Source organism: Stenotrophomonas geniculata (assembly GCF_034508895.1).
GTDB lineage: Bacteria > Pseudomonadota > Gammaproteobacteria > Xanthomonadales > Xanthomonadaceae > Stenotrophomonas > Stenotrophomonas geniculata.
On the sequence record NZ_CP140571.1, the window covers coordinates 2627128 to 2640707 of the forward strand.

General features: G+C 66.9%; 12 protein-coding genes. 8 read left to right on the forward strand and 4 right to left on the reverse strand.

Features of this window, described 5'->3' with window-relative positions; translation table 11 throughout:
- Positions 1-3: 3 nt before the first annotated feature.
- Positions 4-1107, reverse strand: coding sequence for an alkene reductase (locus RI032_RS12160; protein WP_322547058.1), 1104 nt, complete (start codon positions 1105-1107; stop codon positions 4-6).
- Between the two features lie 130 nt (positions 1108-1237).
- On the opposite strand from RI032_RS12160, the gene RI032_RS12165 reads away from it, so the two are divergent.
- Positions 1238-2143, forward strand: coding sequence for a LysR family transcriptional regulator (locus tag RI032_RS12165; protein WP_049411716.1), 906 nt, complete (start codon positions 1238-1240; stop codon positions 2141-2143).
- A 47-nt stretch (positions 2144-2190) separates the two neighbouring features.
- Here RI032_RS12165 and RI032_RS12170 read toward each other — a convergent pair whose 3' ends face one another.
- Positions 2191-5283: a TonB-dependent receptor domain-containing protein gene (locus tag RI032_RS12170; RefSeq protein WP_134958687.1), complete on the reverse strand. Its 3093-nt coding sequence runs from the start codon at positions 5281-5283 to the stop codon at positions 2191-2193.
- 214 nt (positions 5284-5497) lie between these two features.
- Here RI032_RS12170 and frmR point away from each other — a divergent pair, with 214 nt between their 5' ends.
- From frmR to RI032_RS12195, 5 genes are all read left to right on the forward strand, one after another.
- Positions 5498-5773 carry a formaldehyde-responsive transcriptional repressor FrmR gene (gene frmR / locus RI032_RS12175; RefSeq protein WP_005411009.1) on the forward strand — a complete coding sequence of 92 codons (276 nt, stop codon included), beginning with the start codon at positions 5498-5500 and terminating at the stop codon, positions 5771-5773.
- A 66-nt stretch (positions 5774-5839) separates the two neighbouring features.
- The gene (locus RI032_RS12180; protein ID WP_313412821.1) at positions 5840-6949 is read left to right on the forward strand and encodes an S-(hydroxymethyl)glutathione dehydrogenase/class III alcohol dehydrogenase; all 1110 of its coding nucleotides are present in this window, start codon (positions 5840-5842) and stop codon (positions 6947-6949) included.
- 8 nt (positions 6950-6957) lie between these two features.
- The gene (locus tag RI032_RS12185; RefSeq protein WP_043400095.1) at positions 6958-7317 is read left to right on the forward strand and encodes a YqcC family protein; all 360 of its coding nucleotides are present in this window, start codon (positions 6958-6960) and stop codon (positions 7315-7317) included.
- Positions 7318-7380: 63 nt separating this feature from the next.
- Positions 7381-8211, forward strand: a complete 831-nt coding sequence (gene fghA / locus RI032_RS12190; RefSeq protein ID WP_257471313.1) for an S-formylglutathione hydrolase — start codon at positions 7381-7383, stop codon at positions 8209-8211.
- A gap of 188 nt (positions 8212-8399) precedes the next feature.
- On the forward strand, positions 8400-9845 hold the full coding sequence (locus tag RI032_RS12195; protein WP_010480871.1) for a GGDEF domain-containing protein: 1446 nt from the start codon (positions 8400-8402) through the stop codon (positions 9843-9845).
- Positions 9846-9899: 54 nt separating this feature from the next.
- On the opposite strand, the gene RI032_RS12200 is transcribed toward RI032_RS12195, so the two are convergent.
- Both RI032_RS12200 and RI032_RS12205 read right to left on the reverse strand, forming a co-directional pair.
- On the reverse strand, positions 9900-10370 hold the full coding sequence (locus RI032_RS12200) for a hypothetical protein (RefSeq protein ID WP_155030107.1): 471 nt from the start codon (positions 10368-10370) through the stop codon (positions 9900-9902).
- A gap of 5 nt (positions 10371-10375) precedes the next feature.
- The gene (locus tag RI032_RS12205) at positions 10376-10822 is read right to left on the reverse strand and encodes a universal stress protein (RefSeq protein WP_043400104.1); all 447 of its coding nucleotides are present in this window, start codon (positions 10820-10822) and stop codon (positions 10376-10378) included.
- 141 nt (positions 10823-10963) lie between these two features.
- Between RI032_RS12205 and RI032_RS12210 the strand changes: the two genes are divergently transcribed.
- Positions 10964-11881: a LysR family transcriptional regulator gene (locus tag RI032_RS12210; protein WP_322547059.1), complete on the forward strand. Its 918-nt coding sequence runs from the start codon at positions 10964-10966 to the stop codon at positions 11879-11881.
- 153 nt (positions 11882-12034) lie between these two features.
- Positions 12035-13564: an MFS transporter gene (locus RI032_RS12215; RefSeq protein WP_322547060.1), complete on the forward strand. Its 1530-nt coding sequence runs from the start codon at positions 12035-12037 to the stop codon at positions 13562-13564.
- The last annotated feature ends 16 nt before the right edge of the window (positions 13565-13580 follow it).

The window sequence follows — 13580 nt, forward strand, 5'->3', positions numbered from 1 at the left end:
GCTCTATTGTGCGCGCGGGTAGTCGAGGTAGCCTGCTTCGCCGCCACCGTAATAGGTGCTGCGGTCGGGCGTGGCCAACGCGATGTTGCGCTGCAGGCGTTCGACCAGATCCGGGTTGGCGATGAACGGCTGGCCGAACGCGGCCAGGTCGATGGTGCCGGCCTCGACCAGCTGCAGGGCGCGTTCGCGGGTCATGCCGCCGGCCAGGATCACGGTGCCACCGTAGGCCTGCTTGAACTGCTGCAGGAAGGCCTCGCCCAGCACCGACTGGCCCGCCTGCAGGTTGTCGTTGAGGTGCACATAGGCCAGCCCGCGCGTGCCCAGTTCCTCGGCCAGATACAGATAGGTGGCTTCGTTGTCGGGGTAGAACGGCATGTCGAAGGTGAGATTGTTCGGCGCCAGGCGTACGCCGATGCGGTGCGCGCCGATGCGCTGGGCCATCGCATCGACGGTGTCCAGGATCAAGCGCGCACGGTTGGGCAGCGAGCCGCCGTAGTGGTCTTCGCGCTGGTTGATGAGCGGGTTGAGGAACTGCTCGAACAGGTAGCCGTTGGCCGCATGCAGCTCGATGCCATCGAAGCCGGCGCTGATAGCGTTGTCGGCGCCCCGTGCGAAGTCGGCAATGATGCCGGGGATCTCGGCGGTCTCCAGTGCACGTGCCGGGGTGGGATCGGCATGGCCGCGGCTACCATCGGCCAGATACACGAACGAGGTGTTCTTCGGTGCGCTGGCCACCGGGCGCGTGCCGGCGCTGACCGGTTGCCCACCATCGGGCTGCAGCGAGGAATGCGACATGCGGCCGACGTGCCAGAGCTGGGCGAAGATCGTGCCCTGTTCGGCGTGCACGGCGTCAGTCACCTGCTTCCAGCCCGCCACCTGTTCGGCCGACCAGATACCCGGCACGTCGATGTAGCCCTGGCCCTGCGGCGAGACCGGCGTGCCTTCACTGATGATCAGGCCGGCGCTGGCCCGCTGCCGGTAGTACTGCGCGGTGAGTGCGTTGGCGACCGCGCCGGGGTTGCGGGCGCGGGTCATCGGGGCCATCGCGATGCGGTTGCGCAGGGCGGTGCCTGCCAGGTCGAAGGGGTGGAACAGGGCGGCGGTCATGTCGGTCATCTCAGTGCGGGGGAGGGGCGCCAGCGGCGCGATGCACACAGGATGGAGTTGACATGCGGGCACATAAAGCGCTTCGATCTCCCTGTGTGCGGGACTATTTGTCCCCAATGTGGAGTAGAGGATGCTGCCGCTGGAATCGTTGAATGGCCTGGTGACCTTCGTCACCACGGCCCGCTCGGGCAGCTTCACCGAAGCCGCCGACGCGCTGGGCATCTCGCGTTCGGCGGTGGGCAAGGCCATCGCCCGGCTGGAAACACGGCTGGGGGTGCGCCTGTTCCACCGCACCACGCGGCGCATCGCGCTGACCACCGATGGCGAGGCGTACTACGCCTCCTGTGCGGCGGCGCTGGAAGAGATCTCCGCGGCCGAGGCCTGCCTGGGGTCGGCCGGCCTGCCCAGCGGGCGGCTGCGCATCGACATGCCGTCCTCGTTCGGGCGGCTGGTGGTGCTGCCGGTGCTGTTGCGACTGTGCCGGCAGTACCCGGACCTGCAGTTGACGATGACCTTCACCGATCACTTCGTCGATCCGGTCGAGGAAGGCATCGACCTGCTGATCCGTTTCGGTGGGCTGCACCAGGCCGAGCATCTGGTGGCGCGGCGGCTGGGGCGCCAGCGGCTGGTCACCTGCGCATCGCCGGAATACCTGCAGGCATACGGCGTGCCGCGCACGGTGGAGGAACTGGCGCAGCACCGCAGCATCGTCGGCTTCCGTCATGGCCAGCCGGTCTGGTGGCGGATCGGCAGCGAGCAGGACGAGGGAACATTCATTCCCGGCGCGCCCTATCAACTCAATGATGGCGATGCGGTGATCGAAGCGGCCATCGCTGGCCTCGGCATCTGCCAGATGCCCATTTCACTGGTGCGCCGCCATCTGGATTCCGGCGCGTTGCAACTGGTGCTTGACGCGCACATGCAGCGGCACATCGACATCCATGCGCTGTGGCCACCGACGCGCCACCTGCGGCCCAAGGTACGCTATGTGGTGGACGAGCTGACCCGGTTGGCGGAACAAGGTCTGTTTGATTGAGCGGGGCCCGTATAGCGGGCCCCGCCTGTGAAACCGCTGTGGCTGGCCTACTTGAAGTTGTAGCGCAGGCTGGCCATGTAGCGACGGCCCAGTGCATCCAATACATAAGGGAACGGACCGATGTCGTCGCCCACGTTGATCACCGACAGCGTCACGCGTGCGGCATCGGTGATGCGGTAGGTGACGTTGGCGTCCCAGGTGGTCCAGCTGTCGCGGTAGAAGTACTGACGGCTTTCCGGGGTGTCGGTCATCGTGTACTGGGCGCGGCTGGTGTAGTTGGAGGCCACACCGTAGTTCCAGTTGCCGATGCGATGCTGGGCGGTCCAGCGGAACTGGCGCTTGGGCTCGTTGAAGCTGCCCGCCTGTTCGACGAACGGCACGTCCCGGTTCGCGGCCTGGCCACGGTTCTTCGGCATGTAGCCGTAGAAGTCCAGGTCCAGCACGCCCAAGCGCGACAGGTCCCAACGGTAGCCGACTTCGGCGGTCCAGCCGCGGAACATCAGCACCGGGCCGTTGCCATACTCGGTTTTGATGCTGGTAGCCACGCCGGTGTTCGGATCACGCGTCACCAGGCCGCAGAAGCGGTTGGCGTTGGGCACGTTGGCGGCGTTGAAGTCGGCAGTGTCGAAGCAACCGGTGATGATGTCGTTGGCGCTCAGCGACGTGATCACGTTGTTGATCTTGATGTCATACCAGTCGGCGGCGACGCGCAGGCCCGGGATCCACTCCGGCGCGAACACGATGCCGGCCGTCCACGACTTCGCCGTCTCGTTCTGCAGGCGGGTGCTGCCGTTGGTCGAGCCCAGCGTATTGGTCGGCTGCTGGCGGAAGGTGTTCGGATCGGCGCCCGGGTAGGCGGCGAAGAACGCTTGGCAGTTGCGGCGACGCACCGCCGGATTGGAGCCGCCGCTGATGTTGTCCAGCGAGCACACTTCCGGGATGTTGTAGTAGGCCGGCTGCTGGGTGGTGTAGAGCTCGGCGATGGAGGGCGCACGCAGTGACTGGGTCTTGTTGCCGCGCAGCTGCAGGCCGGCGATCGGTTCGTACTGGATGCCGTAGGTGAACGCATTGAACGCGCCGGCGACGGAATTGTCGACGCGGCGGAACTTGGCGGTCAGGTCCAGGCGATGCAGGCCCGGGATGTCCCAGTCGGGATTGAACAGCGGTGCCAGCACTTCGGCGAACACTTCATTGGTGTGGTATTTGCCTTCCGCCGCCTGGGTCGGCACCGAACGACCCTGGCCCAGGCGCTGGTACTCGCTGGGGGTGAAGGAGCCTTCTTCGCGGCGGTGTTCGAAGCCGGCCGCGGCGGACAGCTCGCCGCCGGGAAGATCGAACAGGCCGCCGGATACCGACGCGTTGATGACGGTCTGGCGGGTCTGCGCCTTGGCCACGGTCCGGGTGGAGACGTAGTCCAGGGCTTCGCGCGACGCCTGGTTCTCGCCGAACAGATTCAGCGGGCGGCAGTTCGCATCGGCCGTGGTGCCCGGGCGGGTGGCATCACAGATGATGCGCCCGCTGGCGTCGGTGGTGACGTTGATCGCATTGATGAAGTTCTGCTGGATCAGGCCGGTGCCGAGGTAGTCGAAGTCACCGCGGCCATGGGTGACGCTGGCTTCCCAGTTGAAGCTGCGCTTTCCAACCTCGAAGAAGCCGTTCAGCCCAAGCACCGCGCGGGTCAGGCGGGTTTCGGTGCTGGCGTTGTTCATCGACAGGTCGCGCGAAGAGCGCGACAGGCGGAACGAGGTGATGCCGTTGTCGGCGAGGATCCTGCGGGTTTCCGCACTCAGGAACGGATTGCTGGCGCTGAAGGTCAGCGCACCGCTGGCGGTACCGCCGCCATCCAGGCGTGCATTGCCGAAGGACACGGCGTTGTAGACGTTCTGGTCCAGGGTTTCGCGGGCGGTCGCTTCGTATCGCGATAGCTCGAAGAAGCCGCGCACGTTGTCGGTGAAGTCGAAGCTGCCGGTGGAGAACACCGAGCGTCGTTCAAGGTCGGCGATCAGCGGCACCGTCTCGAACAGGTTCAGGCCGTCACCGCCGGAGGCGTTGCCGCCCGCATAGCTGGTACCGGGATTGAACTCGACCAGCTTGCCCTCGTTGTTGAACTGCCACAGTTTGTCTTTGTTCGGACCGAAGCCAAGGATGTCGCCCAGGCCGTTGCGCGTGTAGCTGCCGGTCGCCGGCATCACCAGGCCACCGAAGGTCATGCTGGCGATGCGCCGGTTGCGGATCCAGACCTGGTCGGGGATGCCGTCGGCCGGTCCGGTATTGAAGGGAATGCTGCCGTCGATGCGGCCATCATTGGTTGGCCGGCGCAGGGGCTGGAAGTTGCCAGCGTTGGCTGCAGTGGGGTTGGCCTGCAGGCTGTAGCCCTGGCGGTAGAAATCACGTTGCAGCGCGTTCACGCCGTCGGCATTGTCCAGTTCCGCCGCCACCACGATGTGGCCCCGCCCATCGGCGAATCCGGTACCGAAGATGGCCGACCAGGAGTAGCGCTCGTTGTCGTTCTTGCTGGTTCTGCCATAGCCCAGTTCGACTTCGGCGCCATCGAACTTGTCGCGCAGGATGATGTTGTTGACGCCGGAGATCGCATCCGAGCCATAGGTGGGGGCACCGCCAACGCTCAGACTTTCAATGCGTTGCACCATGACGCTGGGAATGGCGTTCATGTCCACCTGGATACCCGAGCCGCCGCCGGCACCGAAGATGGTGGGCGGGGTAGAGGTCACGAAGCGGCGTCCATTGACCAGGGTCAGCAGGCGATTGCTGCCCAGGCCGAACTTGCTGGCGAAGTTGACGCCCGCACCGAAACCGGCCTGGTCGCCGCGCGAACTGACGCCGGCACTGACCCCGGGAATCCGGGTCACCGCGTCGATGAGGTTGGTGTCGCCATAGTTCTCGATCGATTCACGGCTGACCACCGCAGCGGGTTCCAGCGTGTCGAAGCCGGCGCGGTAGATGCGTGAGCCGGTGACGGTCATCCGGTCCAGCTGCACGGGGGTCTTGCTGCTGGCGGGCTCGGCCTCCTGTTCCTGCGTGGCGGCCTGCTGCGCCATGGCCGGTGCGGCGGCCACCAGCACCAATGCCGAACCCAACGCGACAGACAAGCGACTGCGGGCGAACAACGGTCGGTACATGATCTCTCCCTGGTCACGCCAATGTGACTCAGGGATAAACGCAAGGGCGAATGCGACACCCTAGGCCATGAAAAAGTAACAATTGAATCTATTTACTATTCATTCATATTTGCAGGCTGATCTGTCCGTAGCGCATGCCCCGGCATGCATGATGTGGCTTCATCCGTCCGCGCATGTATACTATCCCCCAGTATAGTTCCGAGGTGGCCCCGTCATGCCGCACTCCCCCGAGGAGAAGAAGAAGGTCCTGGCCCGCGTGCGCCGCATCCGCGGCCAGTGCGATGCGCTGGACCGCGCGCTGGAAGCCGGTGCCGACTGCGGGCCGGTGCTGCAGCAGATCGCGGCCATCCGTGGCGCGGTCAACGGCCTGATGTCCGAAGTGATGGAGGCCCATCTGCGCGAGGAGTTCGGGCAACCCGCAGCCTCCGACGAACAACGCGCCGAACGCGTGCGCGACATGAGCGCGTTGATCCGCTCGTACCTGAAATAAGCATCGGCGCCACATCGCGTCGATCGTCCTGCCATTCCATTCCCGCCTGATCCTGGAGAAGCCACCATGAAGTCCCGTGCCGCCGTCGCCTTTGGTCCCGGCCAGCCGCTGCAGATCGTCGAGATCGACGTCGCCCCGCCGAAGAAGGGCGAAGTGCTGGTCAAGATCACCCACACCGGTGTCTGCCACACCGATGCGTTCACCCTGTCCGGCGATGACCCGGAAGGCCTGTTCCCGGTGGTGCTGGGCCATGAAGGCGCCGGCATCGTGGTGGACGTGGGCGAGGGCGTGACCAGCGTCAAGCCCGGCGACCACGTGATTCCGCTGTACACCGCCGAGTGCGGCGAATGCCTGTTCTGCAAGAGCGGCAAGACCAACCTGTGCGTGTCGGTGCGCGCCACCCAGGGCAAGGGCGTGATGCCCGACGGCACCAGCCGCTTCAGCTACAACGGCGAGCCGCTGTACCACTACATGGGCTGCTCGACCTTCAGCGAGTACACCGTGGTGGCCGAGGTGTCGCTGGCGAAGATCAACCCGGAAGCGAACCCGGAACACGTCTGCCTGCTCGGCTGCGGTGTCACCACCGGCATCGGCGCGGTGCACAACACCGCCAAGGTGCAGGAAGGCGACAGCGTGGCCGTGTTCGGCCTCGGTGGCATCGGCCTGGCGGTGATCCAGGGCGCGCGCCAGGCCAAGGCCGGCCGCATCATCGCGGTGGACACCAACCCGTCCAAGTTCGAACTGGCGCGCGAATTCGGTGCCACTGACTGCATCAACCCGAAGGACTTCGACAAGCCGATCCAGCAGGTCATCGTTGAAATGACCACCTGGGGCGTGGACCACAGCTTCGAGTGCATCGGCAACGTCAACGTGATGCGTGCGGCGCTGGAATGCGCGCACCGTGGCTGGGGCCAGAGCGTGGTGATCGGCGTGGCCGGTTCGGGCCAGGAGATCTCCACCCGTCCGTTCCAGCTGGTGACCGGCCGCAAGTGGATGGGCACGGCCTTCGGCGGCGTGAAGGGCCGCAGCCAGCTGCCCGGCATGGTCGAGGACGCGATGAAGGGCGATATCGAACTGGCACCGTTCGTCACCCACACCATGGACCTGGACAAGATCAACGAAGCCTTCGACCTGATGCACGAAGGCAAGTCGATCCGTTCGGTGGTCCACTACTGAGCCGCGTCATGGGCTGGCTGGATGCCCTGCGCCGGCCGCGTGCGGAAGACCCGCGCGCGGCGCTGGTGGCCCCGATCGAGCAGGCGTTGCGTGCGCTGGGCTGGGTAGTGGGCGAGGTGGGGCCAGCGCGTACGGTGACCTCGGCCTTCGGCAGCGACGATGGCATGCCATTCGAGCAATGGCTTGCGCAGGTATTCCTGCCGCGCCTCTACGAGGCGCGCGCGGCCGGGCAGTGGCCACCGCGCAGCGATGTGGCGGTGGCGGCCTCTCGCAATCTTGATGGCCAGCCTGGCGTCGAACCATTGCTGCGCCTGCTGGCGCAGCTGGATGAGCTGATCAACAAAGGCATCCACGCCGCGCGTGGATAAGCCGACCAAGGTCGGCATCTACCAGAAGTACGCGTGCGCTGGCGCGCCGCGCAGGAGAGCACCATGGAACGCATTGAACACCGCGCCTGTTTCGGCGGCTGGCAGGACGTCTACCGCCATCATTCCACCACGCTGGGCTGCGACATGCAGTTCGCCGTGTACCTGCCGCCGCAGGCGGAAGCGCAGGCGCTGCCGGTGCTGTACTGGTTGAGCGGCCTGACCTGCACCGAGCAGAACGTCATCACCAAGGCCGGCGCGCAGCGCTATGCGGCCGAGCACGGTGTGATCATCGTTGCGCCTGATACCAGCCCGCGCGGCGATGACGTGGCCGATGCCGAAGGCTATGACCTGGGCAAGGGGGCGGGGTTCTACCTCAATGCCACCCGTGCGCCGTGGGCGAAGCACTACCGCATGCACGACTACGTGGCACAGGAACTGCCGGCACTGATCGAGGCGAATTTCCCGGTCACCGATGCGCGTGGCATCAGCGGCCACTCGATGGGCGGTCACGGTGCGCTGGTGATCGCGCTGCGCAACCCGGGGCGCTACCGCAGCGTGTCGGCGTTCTCGCCGATCGTTGCACCCAGCCACGTGCCGTGGGGGCAGAAGGCCTTCCACGCCTACCTGGGCGACAACCCGGCGGACTGGGCGCAATGGGACGCCAGCGAGCTGGTCGCCGTGGCCCGTGAGCGCCTGCCGTTGCTGGTCGACCAGGGCGAGGCGGACGAGTTCCTGCAGACCCAGCTGCAGCCGCAGCGCCTGCAGCAGGCCTGCGATGCCGCCGGCCATCCGCTGACCCTTCGCCTGCAGCCCGGCTACGACCACAGCTACTACTTCATCGCCAGTTTCATCGGGGAGCACATCGCCCACCACGCCCGCGCCCTGCACGGCTGAGGGCGTTCCGGTGGTGCCGGCTGCTGGCCGGCTACCTGCCGCCCTGTGATTCCCTGGGATTGCCGGCAGCAGCCGGCACTACCCTGGTGGTGCACGCGGAGTGTCGTTTTGCCGCAGTGGATCACGCCGCTGTGGCGTGCAGGCGCGCTATGGTGCGGCCATACGGCCTTGCGGATCGGGGGGGATGCATGCCGGTAGTGCTGGCGATGCTGTACGTGCTTTGCCATGGGCTGGTCGTGGCGTTCTGGCCGAGCCCGGCGGGCGTAGGCTCTTTCGTATTCCTGACCGGTGCGCCGCTGCTGGCCGCTGCCGCGTGCCTGGTGCGGGCGCAACGTGACCGCGCCGCTCTGGGCTGGCGTGCTACCGCGATGGCACTGCTGCTGTGGGCCGGCGGCATGACGTTCAACATGGTGGATGCGCTGGGCGCCGGCCGGGCTGACTTCACCCCGCGCGTCAGCCTGTTGTTGTACGTGCTGTATGGCGTGCCGCTGGTGTTCATCCTGGCCCGGGCACGCCGCGAGCGCTTGAGCATCAGCCTGATCGACGCGGCGATGGCGGCGTTGCTGGGGGTGCTGTTCTTCGTGCACACCGCATCGTTTGCCGCCCGTGTCGAGGTCGACGCCCATGCGATGTCCAACATGCAGCGCATGTTCGACATCCAGAATCTGTGTATCGCCGGGTTCGCCGTGGTGCGATGGCTGGCCGGCGACGTGCCCGAACGGCGTAGATTCTTCCGCGCACTGGCGCTGTACGCTCTGGCCTATCTGCTGGTGGCCTACTACATCAACCATTACACATCCGATGATGCATTCGGTGCGTTCAACGATCTGCTGATCGACGTACCGTTCCTGCTGATTGCCTGCCTGGCGCTGGACACGGCGCCGGACACAGGCACCACGGCACACCCGAGGCTGGCGCGGACGGTGCAGGCCGCCGGTCCGATCATCCTGCCATTGCTGCTGCTGGTGGTCGGCACGTTGGTGGTCGATCATGCGCGGCCGTTGGCGGTCGCGGGCTTCGTCGTAGCTACCCTTGGTTTCGGCCTGCGCAGCGTGTTGCTCCAGGCGGATCTTCTGGAACGCCAGGCAGCACTGGATCAACTTGCGCGGCAGGATGGCCTGACCGGCGTGGCCAACCGTCGCGAATTCGACGCACGGCTGATGTCCGAGTGGAATCGCGCACGGCGCAGCGGCACCGAGCTGGGCCTGCTGCTGGTGGATATCGACCACTTCAAGGCCTTCAACGACCAGCACGGCCATCCGGCTGGTGATCGTTGCCTGCAGGCGGTGGCCGGGGTGCTGAAGGCCATAGCCGGTCGCGGTGGTGACAGCGTTGCTCGCTATGGCGGCGAGGAATTCGCCGTGATCGTGCCGGGAAGCCCGCTCTCGGGCGTGCTGGCGCTGGCCGAGCGCCTGCGCGAGGCGGTGGCAGCGCTGCCGCTGCCGGAAGGGTCGGTCAGTATCAGCATCGGAGTGGGCTACCTGCATCCGCCGGCCCTGGCCAGTGCCGATCAGTTGCTGGCGGACGCCGATGCCGGCCTGTATGCCGCCAAGCGCGCCGGTCGCAACCAGGTGATCCTGCATGCGCACGTGCTCGACGACGAAGGCAGTGCGCACGGCAGGATGGATTGCTGAGCGCGCCAGGTAGCCGCTCCCTGTGCGCGATTGCGTACGGTCGGCGCGGCCGGGTCATCGCTGCCGCAGCCAGCCGGTGGGATCGAGCAGCCTCAGCCCGACTGGTGACAACGAGCGCTGTCGCAACGGCAGTTTTGCCGCCTGCACGGCTATCGCACAGCGCGCCAGCTGCTGGCGCAACGGTGCCAGCGTGTCGTCTTCGCGCGGGCACGCATGCCGCCATTGTGCGATGCGCAGCAGGCAGACCAGCAGGTCCAGTTCGCTGGCGGCAATGAACGGAGAGCCGGCGGGCAACAGGTCGATCGGTGCCGTCGGCGCGGCCAGCAGTGGCAGCAGGTTGATGAACGCGTCGCAGCCTTCAGGATCAACGCCGAGGCCGCTCAGCTGTGCGAGTCCATCGGCTACGAGATCGGGGTCACGCAGCTGGCGTATCGCCGCCAGCAGCGCCTGCTCGCCACGGCCGAACTGGCGGCCGAAGGCACGGTAGCTGACCCGGGTGGGAAACAAGGGGGAACGGGAGGCCATGGCAGCTAGGGTTGTGGGTCGCGGGTTTCCACCAGCACGGGGCAGGGGGCGTGATCGATGGTCCATTGCCCGATCGAGGGTTCGAACAGGCGCTCCAGCCGGGACAGGTGGCGGTGGCCGATCACGATCAGGTCGCACTTCAGGCGCCTGGCCTGGTCGCTGATGACTTCGCCGGGGTCGCCGGAGGGGATCTGCGCGATGGCATCGACGCCGCGCTCGCGCAGCTCGGCCAGGGCTTCGGCCAGCACCGCCTCGGCGCGGGAGCGCTGGCGGGCGGCTTCCGGGTACTCGATACGGTCGGCTTCGCTGGCATCGGCCGCCAGCGCGAATTCGGGGTCGAGCACGCACAGCAGGTGCAGGCGGCTGCGGGGGCCGGCAATGGCCGCGGCCAGGTCCAGCACGCGCGCGTGCTGGGGGCCACCGTCCAGGGCGACCAGCAGGGTATTGAACATGGATGTCTCCTTGGCAGGCCGGGGATGGTCGCCGATGTCATCGCGCGCACCCATGCCGTGCGCGGCAGTCAATGAATGCGTAGAACGCAATCCATGGTGGTTACAGGTGCCGTAGAGTCATCTGATTTACCGGAGACTGTCATGCCCCTGCCGGACCTGAACCTGTTGCTGGCACTGGACGTGCTGATTGACGAATGCAGCGTGGCCGCCGCTGCGCGCCGGATGAACCTGAGCGCGCCGGCAATGAGCCGCACCCTGGGCCGGATCCGCACTGCGCTGGGCGACCCGGTGCTGGTGCGTGCAGGCCGCGGTCTGGCGCCCACACCCCGCGCCCTGCAGCTGCGCGAGCAGGTCCGCGATGTGATCGAGCAGGCCCACCGCGTCTTCAACGCCGGTCGCGAAGTAGACATGCGCGTACTCGAGCGAACCTTCAGCGTGCGTGCCAATGATGTGTTCATCGGTGGATTCGGCGGACGCCTGCGTGAACTGTTCCGCCAGCAGGCGCCGCGCGCAGTGCTGCGCTTCGTGCCCGAGGGGGATACCGACGACGATGCGATGGCGCAGGGTCGGATCGACCTGTACATCAGCACCGCCGGCAAGCACGCGCCCGACACCAAGGTGCAGAACCTGTTCAGCACCTCGTTCATGGGCGCCGCGCGCGAGGACCATCCCCTGTTCGACGAGGAAATCAGCGCCGAGCGCTTTGCCGCGTGCGACCACATCGCAGTGTCGCGCCGTGGCCTGCCGCGTGGGCCGATCGATGATGACCTGGCCACGCTCGGCCTGCAGCGCCGCGTGGCGCTGATCAGCCCGACCTTCCACGGCGCGATCTTCGCGGCGGCCGAGTCGGACCTGATCCTGCCGCAGATGCCGAGCGTGATGCTGGAGCGGATCGTCAGCATGCGCCTGCCGTTGCGCTTGTTCCCGCTGCCGATCCCGGTGCGTACCGCGGCCATCGTGCAGGCCTGGCACCCGCGGCTGGACAACGATGCCGCGCACCAGTGGCTGCGGCGCGCGATCAAGACCATGTGCGAGCGCGTCGAGGACGCCCACCGCTGACGCCCGCAGGCGTGCGCCCGGCGCACACCTGGGATGCCGGTGACGCCATTTTTCGCAAGGTACCGGCTCCCTAGACTGCGCTCCCCGGAGTTTCACTGAGCGCATTCCAATGACCCTCAACATGCCGTGCACTGCACGGATCGGCGCCCGGCGATGAGTACGCCGGCCGCCGCTGTCCCGGCCGCCGCAGCGCCCCGTCCCGCCGCCGCCCCCGGGCTCGACCGCCGCGTGCTGGTCGGCCTGTGCGGTGTGTTGCTGGCGGTGCTGGTGTCGGGCTTCAACGAGAACGTCACCAAGGTCGCCTTGGCCGACATCCGCGGCGCGATGGGTTTCAGCGTCGATGACGGCAGCTGGATCGTCGCCCTCTACAGCGCGATGTCGGTCAGCGCGATGGCCTTCGCGCCGTGGTGCGCCGCCACCTTCTCGCTGCGCCGCTTCGCACTGGCGATGATCGGTGGCTTCATGGTGCTGGGCGTGCTCTGCCCGCTGGCCCCGAACCTGCAGGTGTTCCTGCTGCTGCGCGCGCTGCATGGCCTGTGCGGTGGCGCGCTGCCGCCGCTGCTGATGAGCGTGGCGCTGCGCTTCCTGCCCCCGGGCATCAAGCTGTACGGCCTGGCCGGCTACGCGCTGACGGCAACGTTCGGCCCGAGCATGGGCACGCCGTTGGCCGCGTTCTGGGTCGAGCAGGTGGGCTGGCACTGGGCGTTCTGGCAGATCGTGCCGTATTGCCTGGCGGCAATGGCGATGGTCGGCTGGGGCCTGCCGCAGGACCCGCTGCGGCTGGAACGCTTCGCCCAGTTCGATACGGTCGGCCTGCTGCTCGGCCTGCCAGCGCTGGTGCTGCTGGTACTGGGCCTGGTGCAGGGCCCGCGCCTGAACTGGTTCGACTCGTCGATGATCACGCTGATGATCGGGGGGGGCGCCGGCCTGATGGTGCTGTTCATGATCAATGAATGGTTCCACCCCTTGCCGTTCTTCAAGCTGCAACTGCTGGCCAACCGCAATCTCAGCTACTCACTGGTGACGCTGGGCGGCGTGCTGTTCGTGTTGCTGGCGGTGATCTCGATCCCGTCCGGTTTCCTGGCCAGCGTGCAGGGCTACCGGCCGTTGCAGACCGCACCGATGCTGCTGTGGGTGGCGTTGCCGCAGGTGATCGCGCTGCCGCTGGTGGCGGCGCTGCTGAACATCCGCGCGGTGGATTGCCGCTGGGTGCAGGCCACCGGCCTGGCGATACTGGCCCTGGCCTGCTGGCTGGGCTCGCACCTGGACGTGGCCTGGATCCGCGACAACTTCCTGTGGGTGCAGCTGCTGCAGGTGTTCGCACAACCGATGGCGGTGCTGCCGCTGCTGATGCTGGCCACCGGCGGCCTGGCGCCGCAGGACGGCCCATTTGCCTCGGCGTGGTTCAACACGGTCAAGGGTTTCGCCGCGGTGCTTGCCAGCGGCGTACTGGATGCCGTCGCCCAGGGCCGCCGTCATTTCCATTCCACCGTGCTGGTCGACCGCCTGGGCGAGCAACCGTGGCTGGCCGATGGCCCGCAGCTCGGCGCGCGCCTGCATGCACAGGTGCAGGCGCTGACCTCGGCCGACCTGTACTGGGTGGTCGCACTGGTGGCGCTGGCCTTCATTCCCCTCATTGCCTGGATGCCTACCCGGATCCACCCGCCACGTGCCGTGGCCTGAACCTTTCGCAGGAACC

Coding starts and splice junctions, on each gene's coding strand:
- RI032_RS12160 (WP_322547058.1), bottom strand. CDS start 1,107: ATGACCGCCGCCCTGTTCCACCCCTTCGACCTGGCAGGCACCGCCCTG.
- RI032_RS12165 (WP_049411716.1), top strand. CDS start 1,238: ATGCTGCCGCTGGAATCGTTGAATGGCCTGGTGACCTTCGTCACCACG.
- RI032_RS12170 (WP_134958687.1), bottom strand. CDS start 5,283: ATGTACCGACCGTTGTTCGCCCGCAGTCGCTTGTCTGTCGCGTTGGGT.
- frmR (WP_005411009.1), top strand. CDS start 5,498: ATGCCGCACTCCCCCGAGGAGAAGAAGAAGGTCCTGGCCCGCGTGCGC.
- RI032_RS12180 (WP_313412821.1), top strand. CDS start 5,840: ATGAAGTCCCGTGCCGCCGTCGCCTTTGGTCCCGGCCAGCCGCTGCAG.
- RI032_RS12185 (WP_043400095.1), top strand. CDS start 6,958: ATGGGCTGGCTGGATGCCCTGCGCCGGCCGCGTGCGGAAGACCCGCGC.
- fghA (WP_257471313.1), top strand. CDS start 7,381: ATGGAACGCATTGAACACCGCGCCTGTTTCGGCGGCTGGCAGGACGTC.
- RI032_RS12195 (WP_010480871.1), top strand. CDS start 8,400: ATGCCGGTAGTGCTGGCGATGCTGTACGTGCTTTGCCATGGGCTGGTC.
- RI032_RS12200 (WP_155030107.1), bottom strand. CDS start 10,370: ATGGCCTCCCGTTCCCCCTTGTTTCCCACCCGGGTCAGCTACCGTGCC.
- RI032_RS12205 (WP_043400104.1), bottom strand. CDS start 10,822: ATGTTCAATACCCTGCTGGTCGCCCTGGACGGTGGCCCCCAGCACGCG.
- RI032_RS12210 (WP_322547059.1), top strand. CDS start 10,964: ATGCCCCTGCCGGACCTGAACCTGTTGCTGGCACTGGACGTGCTGATT.
- RI032_RS12215 (WP_322547060.1), top strand. CDS start 12,035: ATGAGTACGCCGGCCGCCGCTGTCCCGGCCGCCGCAGCGCCCCGTCCC.